Annotated in this window: 13 protein-coding genes; 2 read left to right on the top strand and 11 right to left on the bottom strand. The window is 58.4% G+C overall.

The window, feature by feature from the left end:
• Positions 1–36: 36 nt before the first annotated feature.
• Entirely contained in the window at positions 37–480 is a 444-nt protein-coding gene (locus SIC15_RS04780; RefSeq protein WP_064227051.1) for a YqaA family protein, read from the top strand.
• Here the strand turns inward: SIC15_RS04780 and SIC15_RS04775 are convergent.
• Positions 420–1865 carry an ABC1 kinase family protein gene (locus tag SIC15_RS04775; protein WP_069183955.1) on the bottom strand — a complete coding sequence of 482 codons (1446 nt, stop codon included), beginning with the start codon at positions 1863–1865 and terminating at the stop codon, positions 420–422. The two genes, SIC15_RS04780 and SIC15_RS04775, sit on opposite strands and share 61 nt — an antisense overlap.
• A 252-nt stretch (positions 1866–2117) precedes the next feature.
• Between SIC15_RS04775 and SIC15_RS04770 the strand changes: the two genes are divergently transcribed.
• Positions 2118–3209 (top strand): GGDEF domain-containing protein, encoded by a 1092-nt coding sequence (locus tag SIC15_RS04770; RefSeq protein ID WP_412537164.1) that lies wholly within the window; start codon positions 2118–2120, stop codon positions 3207–3209.
• Position 3210: 1 nt separating this feature from the next.
• On the opposite strand, the gene lipB is transcribed toward SIC15_RS04770, so the two are convergent.
• The 10 genes from lipB to SIC15_RS04720 form a co-directional block, all read right to left on the bottom strand.
• Complete coding sequence (lipB, locus tag SIC15_RS04765) at positions 3211–3849, bottom strand: lipoyl(octanoyl) transferase LipB (protein ID WP_305966651.1); 639 nt, start codon at positions 3847–3849, stop codon at positions 3211–3213.
• A gap of 5 nt (positions 3850–3854) precedes the next feature.
• The gene (locus SIC15_RS04760) at positions 3855–4124 is read right to left on the bottom strand and encodes a YbeD family protein (RefSeq protein ID WP_069183958.1); all 270 of its coding nucleotides are present in this window, start codon (positions 4122–4124) and stop codon (positions 3855–3857) included.
• Between the two features lie 30 nt (positions 4125–4154).
• Positions 4155–5321 carry a D-alanyl-D-alanine carboxypeptidase family protein gene (locus SIC15_RS04755; RefSeq protein ID WP_069183959.1) on the bottom strand — a complete coding sequence of 389 codons (1167 nt, stop codon included), beginning with the start codon at positions 5319–5321 and terminating at the stop codon, positions 4155–4157.
• A gap of 57 nt (positions 5322–5378) precedes the next feature.
• Positions 5379–6272, bottom strand: a complete 894-nt coding sequence (locus SIC15_RS04750; RefSeq protein WP_412537163.1) for a septal ring lytic transglycosylase RlpA family protein — start codon at positions 6270–6272, stop codon at positions 5379–5381.
• Between the two features lie 124 nt (positions 6273–6396).
• Positions 6397–7539, bottom strand: a complete 1143-nt coding sequence (rodA, locus tag SIC15_RS04745) for a rod shape-determining protein RodA (protein WP_153634581.1) — start codon at positions 7537–7539, stop codon at positions 6397–6399.
• Entirely contained in the window at positions 7539–9428 is a 1890-nt protein-coding gene (gene mrdA, locus SIC15_RS04740) for a penicillin-binding protein 2 (RefSeq protein WP_153634582.1), read from the bottom strand. Before mrdA ends, rodA begins: the two co-directional genes overlap by 1 nt.
• A 9-nt stretch (positions 9429–9437) precedes the next feature.
• On the bottom strand, positions 9438–9908 hold the full coding sequence (rlmH, locus tag SIC15_RS04735) for a 23S rRNA (pseudouridine(1915)-N(3))-methyltransferase RlmH (RefSeq protein ID WP_069183963.1): 471 nt from the start codon (positions 9906–9908) through the stop codon (positions 9438–9440).
• A gap of 2 nt (positions 9909–9910) precedes the next feature.
• Entirely contained in the window at positions 9911–10261 is a 351-nt protein-coding gene (gene rsfS, locus SIC15_RS04730) for a ribosome silencing factor (RefSeq protein WP_064227041.1), read from the bottom strand.
• A gap of 70 nt (positions 10262–10331) precedes the next feature.
• Entirely contained in the window at positions 10332–10982 is a 651-nt protein-coding gene (nadD, locus tag SIC15_RS04725; protein ID WP_412537162.1) for a nicotinate-nucleotide adenylyltransferase, read from the bottom strand.
• Between the two features lie 5 nt (positions 10983–10987).
• Entirely contained in the window at positions 10988–12244 is a 1257-nt protein-coding gene (locus SIC15_RS04720; RefSeq protein ID WP_412537161.1) for a glutamate-5-semialdehyde dehydrogenase, read from the bottom strand.
• Positions 12245–12329 lie beyond the last annotated feature (85 nt).

Raw genomic sequence — 12329 nt, 5'->3', positions numbered from 1 at the left:
TGGAGGTTCGTTTCATCTTAAAGCACGGAGGGCACGGTGGCCTACCTGACGCTATTTCTGACCGCGTTCGCTGCCGCCACGCTGCTGCCTGCCTACTCGGAAGTCCTGCTTGGCACCCTGATAACCCAGGGCTACTCCTGGTGGTGGCTCTGGTTCTGGGCAACGCTGGGCAACACGCTGGGCTCGGTCGTTAATGGAGTTATCGGCCGGCAGGTGGATCGCTTTAAGCATAAACGCTGGTTTCCGGTCAGCGAAATGCAGCTGCACAAGGCGCGGAACCGATTTAACCGTTATGGCCAGTGGTCACTGTTGATGGGCTGGCTGCCCCTGGGGGGTGACGCGCTGACCCTCGTTGGCGGGATCATGCGCGTGCCCTGGCTCAACTTTGTCATTCTGGTGGGGATTGGCAAGGGCGCCCGCTACGCCTTCGTGCTCTGGCTTGTTGCCGAGGCATCCGGCGCGTCATCACCCTCACCGTAGAGGTATTTCCTGAGCAGTGGCTCGCCGTTGAACTCGGAATTCAGCACCGCAACAAAGGTGTAGACCCCGATCAGTTTCCGGTTAAGGAAAACAAATTCCTTGGGAGGAACACGGAAATAGCGACTGATAGCCGATCGAGCGGCCTGTCTTGCCACTCGGGACGGCAACTCACTCTGCTTCCAGCGGTATTCGCCGTGACTGTTCACCGCATAATCCGGCCAGGCGTCCTTGTCACTGGATAGCGGCTCGAGCACCGACATACACACCTGGCCGAATTTCTCCAGCACTTCGTCGGGCCACTCGGTGCTCATGAAGCGCAACTTGACGCCACCATCAATCACCGCCTGCAGATCGTTCTCATAGGACGCCCTGATCATCTGGATAACCGGTTTGAGGAAGTCATCCGAGTAGGCCTGAACAGCCCCGAAATCAAGCAGGACAATGCGGTCGTAACCAGGGTCATCACCTTCTTCGCCAGCAATCCGGATGCGGTAATTGCCGAAGTTGGGATCGGTCTGTATTTCGCCCCAGACGAACAACTCCCGGAAAAACAACTCCAGCGCGGCCTTGCCAAGGGCGCTCCGACGCTCCAGAGGAAGGTCTTTTACCGCCTGGGAACTGACCGAATGGCCATGTTCGTAGGTCGAACAAATCACGTGCGCCGTTGAGAATTCCGGCAGCACCCTGGGTACGATGAACCTCGGATCCGAGGCCAGCATGGTGCGGAATTTCTCGGTGGTTTTCGCCTCCAGACGATAGTCCACTTCCCGGTGCATCATCTGCCGGACTTCTTCCAGCCAGTCATTGAATTCCGGGCCAAAACTGACCAACCTTGCCACCCGTAACAACTGGGCAACCGCATTCAAATCGCTATCAACCGCATCAGCAACGCCGGGGTACTGAACCTTCAGCACCAGCTCCAGGCCGTCGCTTTTGCGCCAGGCCCGGTGCACCTGCCCCAGCGAGGCAGCCCCAATGGGTTCGGGTTCCACATCCAGTTGAGCCAGGCGATCTGCTCCCAGCTCGTCTTTAAGAACGCGCTCAATGGCCGGCCATTCCAGTGACGTGGTCTGGTCTTCCAGGGTGTGAAGGGCTTCAGTGACTTCCTCGGGCAGGAAATGCTCGCCATACAGGGCCATGACCTGGCCGATCTTGACCACGCTACCCTTCAGTTGCCCCAGCTCATCCACCAGGAACCGCGCCTGGTTAGAGAGCATGGCGCGGTGCCGCTTCTCCCGGTTTTCCCGGCTGCTGAACCAGTTGGTTGCCATATGAGAAGCCATACGGGTACCCGCAAACAACCCGGCACGGGTCAGGCTCAACCTGCGCTCGAAACTGCCTGTCTTGATGCGGGAAACCGAATTTCCTGAACGTCTGGAAGACATAATGACCTGTTCGGATCAGAGAATTTCACCACGTTTGGCGTCTAACTCCATTATACGGATAGTCAGGGGAGCTGACCTAACCGAGTCGACCGGCTTTCTGCGGCCACGGGGCCAATGTGCCAACACCGCCCCCGGTTTACATCTGGGCAACCGGATCGTTTACGTTTCGACACAGTTTCTGGCAGGAAACCGGTCTACTATTTCTACATACGTAAGGTCCAGCAACGATTATCACAAGAACAAGATCCGAACATGCCGCAATCCGCAAGAAAAACGCCGGATACGGAACTGTCCCAGTTCCGGGTCAAAGGCGAGATTCCTGTCCCGATTCTGATCAACTGGCTGACTACCGTTGCCGTTCCCCTGCTGTTGTTTTTTGGCTGGCGTTCGAGCATGCAGAACGATCCGATCACGCCGCTGTTGCTGGTTGCCTTTGCCATCCTTCTGGCGATCAATTCTGTAACCTATCTGCTGTTCGGAAACAAAACCCTGCAGCGACGGGGTTTCATTACCCTGATCACAGTGCTGTTCACCTACCTCGCGATCTTTGCAGTGGAAGATGGCTCAGCCATTGTCTGGTTGTTTGCCTACCCTCCCATCATTTTTTACATCAGCGAATCCCGGGTTGGCGTGCTCGCCTGCGGCGCCGGATTTGCAGCCGTCATTCTGCTGTTCAGCCCATTGGGCGACCTGTTGTTTGAGCCCCCTCACAGCACCAGTTTCCGGATTACCATGGTGGCGGTTCTCGGCTTTGAGATGGTCACCTGCTACATCCTTGACCAGAGCCGCCGGCGCAGCAAACTGGGCCTGCTGAAACTGGCCGCGGAATTCGAGTATGCGGCCAAGCATGATGCACTCACCGGCCTTGCCAACCGACGGGAAGCCCTCGAGCAGCTGGACATCGAATACCAGCGCTACCTTCGCAACGCCCGGTCGTTTTCTGTACTGCTGATGGACATCGACCTGTTCAAGAGCGTCAACGATAACTACGGACATCACGTCGGCGACGAATTGATCACCCTGGTTGCCAGAACACTGCGGGAGCAATGTCGCAAGGTTGACACCCTGGCCCGGTGGGGCGGTGAGGAATACCTGGTACTGCTGCCCGAGACAACCACCGAGGAGGCCATGTCCTCTGCCAATCGGATCCGGGAAGCATTTTCCGAAAGATCCGTCAGCACCGAGCAGGGTCAGGTGCAGGCCACAATCAGTGTGGGCGTGGCATCAATCTGGGGATCCGAGTCCATCGACCGCCTCCTTCAGCGGGCAGATGAAGCCCTGTACCGGGCCAAATCCGAGGGCCGAAACCGTGCCTGCGGTTATGAGGATGAAGCGGCGGCCTGAACTACCAACCCTGGCAGAACTCGACATCCCCGCGGGCCAGGCCGTTGACGAGTTGCTCTGACAGTCGTTGCTGCACGTCGGCCAGGGTTATACCCGGAACAAAGTCCCGCACCTGGCACATGGCCATACCGGCATAGCCACAGGGATTAATCCGCTGGAAGGGTTCCATGTCCATATCCACGTTCAATGCCAGTCCGTGGAAAGAACAACCACGGCGAACCCTGAGGCCGAGGGAAGCGATCTTGGCATCTCCCACGTAAACACCGGGCGCATCCGGCCTGGGGGCGGCCTCAACACCCAAACCGGCCAGGGTGCGGACTATGGACTGTTCAATCTCATCCACCAGGGAACGCACACCCATTTTTTTTCGAGTCAGGTTGATCATCAGGTAAATCACCAACTGACCGGGCCCGTGATAGGTCACCTGCCCGCCCCGATCCACCGGGATCACCGGAATATCCCCCGGAGCGAGGATGTGCTCCGCCTTACCCGCCTGGCCCTGGGTATAAACCCGGGGGTGCTCAAGGCACCATAACTCGTCCACCACGCTGTCATCGCGGTCGGCGGTGAACGCTTTCATGGCCTCCCAGGTTTCCAGGTAGGGCTGCTCCCCTAGGGATCGAACAATCAGGTCAGGCATCGGGCTCAGAGCACCATGTGCACGCGGCCGCTGGCCTTGAGATCTTCGAACAGGGCTTTGAGCTGTGCTTCACCCGTTGCCACAATCTTGAGCTGGACCGAGGAAAACCGGCCCTTGCTGCTGTCGTTAACCGTGATGTCGGTTTCGCTGATCCCGGGCGCATGCTGCTCCACAACCTCAACCACGAACTCGGTGAAATCCGGCGCTGCATTGCCGATCACCTTGATCACGTAGTCGCAAGGAAACTCAATTTTTGGTGCTTTCGGCTGACTCATGCCGCTTTACTCCCCGGGATCAACATCACCCTACTGAAATAACTGAACGAAAAAGAGCTTGATGGCATCCCAGATGCGTTTGAAGAATCCGCCCTCCGGAACTTCGGTCAGGGCCAGCACCGGCTGATCAACCAGTACCTCACCGTTATAGGACACCTTGACCCGGCCCAGCTCATCCCCGACCTTGATGGGTGCTTTGATCACAGAATCAAGGTCAACCGTGGACTCCAGATCGTTTCTCGAACCCCGGGGGATGGTGACATAGACGTCTTCGGTCATGCCGACTGACAGTTGATCAGTCTGGCCACCCCAGACACGGGCTTCAATCAGCTCCTGGCCGGACTGGAACAGGCGTTCGCTCTCGTAGTAGCGGAAGCCGTAATTCAGCATCTTCTGGATTTCCTGAGCCCGAGCTTCTGAGCTGTTGGTACCCATGACGACCGCAATAAGGCGGGTGTCGTTGCGCTTGGCCGAAGCAACCAGACAGTAGCCGGCTTCCTCGGTGTGACCGGTCTTCAGACCATCGACGCTGTCATCACGCCAGAGCAGGCTGTTCCGGTTCGGTTGGCGGATATTGTTATAGGTGAAGTGCTTTTCAGCGTACAGCGGATAGTTTTCCGGGTAATCATTGATGATTGCCTGCGCCAGCATGGCCAGGTCATAGGCCGTTGAAAAATGATCCGGCGACGGCAGACCGGTAGCGTTTTCAAAGTTGGTGTCTTTCATGCCCAGCAACTGGGCCTGCTGGTTCATGATATCAACGAAGGCGTCTTCGCTACCGGCAACAAATTCCGCAAGGGCGACTGAGGCATCGTTGCCCGACTGAATGATCACCCCCCTGAGCAGATCCTCAACCGACACCTGAGTGCCTTCCCGGACGAAGGTTCGGGACCCCTCGGTTTTCCAGGCATTCACGCTGATCGGCACCATGTCGGACATGGCAATCCGGCCCTCATCAAGCTCCCGCTCAACGATATACGCGGTCATCATTTTGGTCAGACTGGCGGGCGGCAAACGCTCGTGGCTGTTCTCCTCCATGATGATCCGTCCGCTCTTGGGATCCATCAGCACATAAGAGCTGCCAGCAATCTGCGGCGGCGACGGAATCAGTACCGCCTGGGACATCGCCTTGCCTGTCAGAGCAAGCATCAACACAAAGACAATAGATAGGGTTCGAAAAACAGAGTTTAAGGCCATGGGTCCATTCATTCGTCGTTAAGTGTGTTTCTTATGAAGGTGTCTTGTTTGCCATGCTCAGTGCGTATCGGTCAGCACGATGGACTGATCGAAACCCCGAGCTTCCAGGAGGCTCTGGGTGCGCCTGGCGCTGTCTTCATCGCTGAACGGGCCCACCTGAACCCGGTGAAATCGCCCCGAGGAGGTATCAACAGCCCGAACACGCATCGGGTTTGCCAGCACCGACCTTACCTGGCTAAGCAGCTTCTCGGCCGGGTCCCGGCTGCTGAAGGAGCCCAGCTGCACAAACAATGACCGGTTGCTCATCGCCATGTCGCCGCTCGCCTTCACCCGGCTTTCTGCGTATGGGGTCGCGTCTCCCGGAGAAAAGGGCTGACCGGCGATGAACATGGCTCCATCCGGTCTGACCGTAATGGCGGCGACTTCCACCCTCGCCGTGCCCCGGGCCTGGTAGCCCAGCTTTTTAGCGGCAGCGTAGGACAGATCAATGATTCTGTCGCTGTGAAAAGGCCCACGATCGTTGACACGGACGATCACCGAGCGGCCATTATCCAGATTCGTTACCCGGGCAAAACCAGGAATCCGCAGGGATTTGTGCGCGGCGGACATGGCATACATGTCAAAGGTTTCGCCATTGGACGTCTTGTGGCCATGGAATTTCTCCCCGTACCAGCTGGCCGTGCCCCGGGCAACATAACCGTCGTTGCTGTCGAGGACGTGATACTGCTTTCCCCAGACCTTGTAGGGCGATTTATTACCGGCCCTGCGGGGCGCCTCATAAACCGGGACCGCATCATCAAGCCCGGAGACATCAAAATTGCCCGAGGGCGCCCTGTCGGTCGCCAGGGTATAGCGAGAGGAGTGGTCGGTTTCCGGAGCTGACGCGCAGCCGCCGAGTATCACGGACACCACAACCGTCAGCAGGAGAAAGAATGAGGGCTTGAAGTTCACTGTCCGGAGTTCCTCTTCACTTCATTGGCACCGCCGTCAGGTGTTCGGCGCTCTGGCTATCATTGTAACGGGTTCTGCGCCGCAATCACCATTACCCGACCGCCATGGTTCAATTGACCACCGGTCAGGCACCAATCATTCGTCGATGCGTATGGATCGACATCAGAACGCCAAACGCTGCCATCAGGGTCACACCCGAAGTGCCACCATAGCTGATCAGGGGCAATGGCACACCAACCACGGGCAAAAGTCCGCTTACCATCCCGACATTCACGAAGATGTAGATAAAGAACGTCATGGTGAGCGCACCGGCCAGCAGCCGACTGAAGGAGTCCTGAGCCGTGACGGCAATGTAGAGGCAACGAAGGATAATCAGGAAATACACCGTCATCAGGATCAGCATACCTACAAAACCGAATTCCTCCGCCAGCACCGCAACGATAAAATCGGTATGGCTCTCCGGAAGAAACTCAAGGTGTGACTGAGTGCCTTGCAGCCAGCCTTTCCCGTCCACACCCCCGGAACCAATCGCCGTCTTGGACTGGATGATGTTCCAGCCAGCACCCAGGGGGTCACTTTGCGGATCGAGGAGTGTCAGTACCCGTTGTTTCTGATATTCCCTCATGACGAAAAACCACATCAGCGGAGCCGACACGGACACCAGGGCCACAAAAGCGGTGATCAGTTTCCAGCTGATGCCTGCGAAAAACACCACGAAAATGCCCGCCATGCCCACCAGCAGCGACGTCCCCAGATCCGGCTGCTGCATGATCATGATCATGGGCACAAGAACGATCGCGAGCCCCACAGCCACATGCCGGAACCTCGGTGGCAGGAAATGCCTGGACAGGTACCAGGCCGCCATCATGGGAACCACCAGTTTCATAAGCTCCGAGGGCTGGAAACGAGGCAGCCCCGGTATCGCCAGCCAACGCTGAGCGCCCTTGGCACCGACACCAACCAGCATGACGGCAATCAATGCAACAATGCCGGCTGCGTATAGCCAGGGCGCCCATCGGCGGAACACCGAAGGATCCAGCTGGGCAAACACCAGCATCACCACAAACGCGACACCCAGGCGTATGCCCTGGGCCTTGACGACTTCGAAGTTCCGGTCAGCGCCGCTGTACAGAACGAACAGCCCGCCGGAAACCAGCAGAAGCAGCAGGAGCAAAAGAATTGGATCCAGATGCAGCGCGGTCCAGATACTTCGGTGCCGGCCAAGTGGATTGCTCGCGGTTGAATCCAGTAACGCCTTGAAAGCCATCAGTTGGCCACCTCACCAACCCCACTGACCAGTGCGCCATCGGCCTGGTTGTACTCAAGCAGCCAGGAATCAAACAGGGCCCGGGCCACCGGCGCGGCGGTACCACTGCCGCTGCCCCCGTTTTCGACAATCACAGCAACCGCGATTTCCGGTTTATCCGCCGGCGCAAAACCGACAAAAAGCGCGTGATCCCGGAGCCGCTCGCGGATTTCCTCTTCGTCGTATTCTTCATCTTCTGCAAGACTGAAAACCTGCGCTGTACCAGTCTTGCCCGCCATCTTGTAGGACGCGCCCCGGCCGACAGAGCGTGCCGTTCCTTTCGGCCCATGCATGACCTCAACCATGGTGTCGACGACGTATTCCCAGTCGTCGGAGTTCTTGAGATTGAGCGGTTCGTGAGTCTCGGCAGGCAGGAATTCCTCGACCGGCCGGTCCCCTTTGATGTCTTTCAGCAGCCTTGGCTCTACCCATCGGCCACGGTTGGCAATCAAGGCGGTTGCCGTGGCCAACTGCAAGGGTGTAGCCAACATGAAACCCTGACCAATGCCCATATTGACGGAATCCCCCGGATACCAGGGCTCATTCCGGACCGCCCGTTTCCAGTCCCGGGAAGGCAGCAAACCGCTCAGGGCACCCGAGACATCGAGAGTAGCGTCTTCTCCGAAACCGAAATGGGACAGATAACTGTGCATGGTATCCACCCCCATCTCCACGGCCACCTCGTAGAAATAAACGTCGCAGGATTCGGCCACCGCATCCTTCAGATCAACCCAGCCATGTCCGGTCCGCTTCCAGTCCCGCCATAGCCGGCCGCCTTCACGCAGACGAAAATGCCCGGGATCCCAGATGGTGTAATCCCGGGTGGTGGCCCCGCTATCGAGGGCGGCTACTGCGAGCATCGGTTTCACCGTCGAACCCGGAGGGTACTGCCCACGCAGGGCCCGATTGAACAGGGGCTTGTCCTTACTGTCGCTCAGCTCCCGATAGTCGTTGACGCTGATCCCTGTGACGAATTTATTGGCGTCAAAACCCGGCACACTGGCCAGGGCAAGAATGCCACCGGTATCAGGCTCAATCGCAATAATGGCGCCCCTGCGACCGTCCAGTAGCTCGTGGGCGCGCTGCTGCAACCTGAGATCCAGGTGCAGCTGCAGATCTTCTCCAGGCACAGGGTTTTCCCGCTCCAGCACTCGCAGCGTTCGACCCCGTGCGTTGGTTTCAACGTGCTGGTAGCCGACCTGACCGTGAAGGATCTCTTCATAGAAACGTTCGATGCCCGACTTGCCGATGTAGTTGGTGCCGGCATAGTTGACCGGATCGATCCGCTGCAACTCGTCGCGGTTGATACGCCCGACAAAGCCAAGGGCATGGGCCGTCAATTCACTGTGCGGGTAGAAACGAACAAGCTCAGCCTTGACCTCTACCCCAGGAAGCTCATGACGATGCACGGCGAGACGGGCCATCTCCTGTTCATTCAGGTCGTAGCGGAGGGGAATTTCCTGGAAGGGTCGACGGGGTTCCTGAAGCCGGCGCTGGAAACGTTCGCGGTCTTCGTCGGAAATCTCCAGGATTTTGCCAAGCTGAGCCAGGGTATCATCCATGCCCTGCACCCGCTCAGGAACGAGCGTTACGCTGAAAACGGGCCGGTTCTCGGCTAGCAGGGTGTCATTACGATCGTACACCAGCCCCCGCGGGGGTGGCACTGACTGAACCTGGACGCGGTTTTTGTCCGAAAGGGTGGTGTATACCTCGTGTTCGACGACCTGAAGCTGGTACATCCGCGCAATAAGGCCGCCAATCGCCAGCATTACAAAAGCCAGCATTACCAGGGTCCGGCGCTGGAAGAGCCGGCGTTCTGCCGCTGTATCCTTGAATTCACCCCATGGCATAACTAGCCCCTAGGCCCGGTGATACGGGTGATTGCGGGTGATCGACCAGGCCCGGTACAGCTGTTCTGCCAGAACAATGCGTACCAGCGGGTGGGGCAAGGTGAGCGCGGACAGCGACCACTGCTGGTCGGCCCGCTTCCGGCAATCTTCGGCAAGGCCGTCTGGTCCGCCAACCAGAAAGCTCACATCTCGGCCATCCTGCTGCCAGTTTTCCAGTTGGGTCGCCAGTTTTTCCGTCGACCAGGGGCGACCGCCAACCTCCAGTGCGATCACCCGGTCTTTCGGACCAGTCGCCGCGAGGATGGCGTCACTTTCACGCTGCATCAGTCTGGGAATGTCGGGATTCTTGCCCCGGTGGGCGACGGGAATTTCAACCAGTTCCACGGGTAGCTCCGGCGGCATGCGGCGAGCGTAATCTCCGAATCCGGTACTGACCCAGTCGGGCATTTTCTGCCCCACGCAGATCAGGCGTAACCGCATGATTATTCGCTGCCCGCAACACCAAGATCGGGAGCATCGCGCCAGAAGCGCTCCAGATCGTAAAACTCCCGTGTGGCAGGCATCATTACGTGAACAACCACATCGCCCAGGTCCACGAGGATCCAGTCGCTGACGCCAGCGCCTTCAACATTGCTTGCTCGCACACCCTGCTCTTTGGCTTCAATAACCACGGAGTCGGCGAGAGATTTTACATGTCGATTGGACGTTCCGGATGCCAGAACCATAAAGTCGGTGACACTGGTGCGGTCACGGACATCAATCACGCTGATGTCCTGTGCTTTCACATCTTCAAGCGCATTAATTACCAGATCTTTCAGTTGCTCTGCCTGCATAATCACCCTGTTGGACGGGCGTTTGCCGGTATGGCCGCCCGAAATGTCATATTCAGACGCGATTGTAGCACTAAAAGTTCCCGTCGGGGCATGCACCATAGAGCCCAAGGCGACGAATTTCTGCCCATACGGGATCCGGCATCAGGTAGCGTGGCGACCGCCCGTCACCAATCCGTTCCCGGATGCCGGTGGCGGAAATATCCAAGAGTGGTGGATCCAGCTCGAGGAAATGGCCAAAGGCCCCCTCGTGCAGAGCCTCGGGACCGCTCACGCCCCGTTCAGCGAGCATCCGGGCAGGTTCGCCCCCCGGGTCCAGTGCCGGACCGGGCCGGCGGACTACCACCACGTGGGCCAGTTCCGGAATCTGCTGCCATTCCCGCCAGCGATCGAACCCGGCAAAGGCATCGGTGCCAACCACCATCACCAGGGGCTCACGGGGTCCCAGCTCGGCCCGCAGCTGACGCAGGGTATCGGCCGTGTAGGAGGCCCCCTCCCGCGCCAGTTCCCGGTCGTCAATCCGTAACTGGGGCTCGTTGGCCACCGCCAGCCTCAGCAGCGCCAGGCGCTGGCCAGAGGAAGCCCCGGTCTGGCCCCGATGCGGCGGAATATGACAGGGCACCAGGCTGACGTACTCCACGCCAAGACGGTCACTGATTTCAAGGGCCAGCCTCAGGTGGCCATGATGCACCGGATCGAAGGTTCCACCATAAATGACATGCATGGGCATCAGGTCCGGATATGCCCGTCACCGAAGACCACGTACTTCTGGGACGTGAGCCCCTCGAGCCCCACCGGACCCCGGGCGTGGATCTTGTCAGTGGAGATACCGATTTCAGCCCCCAGACCATACTCAAAGCCGTCCGCGAAGCGCGTGGACGCATTAACCATCACCGAACTGGAATCCACCTCCGTGATGAACCGACGCGCCCGCGTGTAGTTCTCGGTGATGATACTGTCGGTATGCTGGGAACTGTAACGGTTGATATGTTCAATGGCGCCATCCAGCCCGTCAACCACGCGCACCGCCAGCACCGGAGCCAGGTATTCGGCCTCCCAGTCTCCCTCGGTGGCTTCGCCCACGCCGTCAACGATAGCCCGGGTTCGTTCACAGCCCCGCAGCTCCACGCCTTTTTCAACAAAAGCCTGCGCAAGCAGCGGCAGAATATCTTCGGCGATCTCGGTATCGACCAGCAGGGTTTCCATAGTGTTGCAGGTACCGTACCGATGGGTTTTGGCATTGATCGCCACTTTCATCGCCTTTTCCGGATCCGCATGGCTGTCGATGTAAACATGACAGACACCATCCAGGTGCTTGATGACCGGCACCCGGGCATCTCGGCTGATGCGCTCGATCAGGCCTTTGCCACCTCTGGGCACAATCACATCGACATACTCCGGCATGGTGATCAACTCACCCACGGCCGCGCGATCCGTTGTTTTGATTACCTGTACCGCGTTCTCGGGCAGCCCGGCTTTCGCCAGCCCCTCAGAAAGACAACGGGCGATGGCTTGGTTGGAATGAATGGACTCGGAGCCGCCCCGGAGAATGGTTGCATTGCCGGATTTCAGGCACAGACTCGCAGCCTCGACCGTCACATTGGGGCGTGACTCGTAAATAATACCGATGACGCCAAGCGGAACACGCATCTTGCCCACCTGGATACCGGAGGGACGGTAGGCCATGTCGGTAATAGCACCGATCGGGTCCGGCAACGACGCAACCTGACGAAGGCCCTCAATCATGGTATCGATTCGCTGGGGCGTGAGCTCCAGACGGTCGAGCATCGCCGCATCCAGGCCATTTTCACGGCCCCTCTGCAGGTCTTTGCCATTGGCCAGGCCCAGTTCTTCCCTGGCTGCATCCAGAGCCTCGGCCGTCGCCAGGAGCGCCTGATTACGCACGACCGTGGTCGAACGAGCCACTCCGGTTGCCGCTGCTCGGGCTTGCTGCCCAACCTCAGCCATGTACGCTGCAATATCCATTCAAATACCTTTCTGTTTTCAAGCGGAATCAGGAATAAGTGCCTAACTTTACCTTTCCCGTTTCAAGTACGCATCCCAAACAGAT

It is taken from the genome of Marinobacter sp. MIT932201, assembly GCF_047123295.1.
GTDB classification, from domain to species: Bacteria; Pseudomonadota; Gammaproteobacteria; order Pseudomonadales; family Oleiphilaceae; genus Marinobacter; species Marinobacter salsuginis.
Note: the sequence above shows the minus strand (reverse complement) of the source record. Positions and strands in the feature narration are given on the sequence as shown.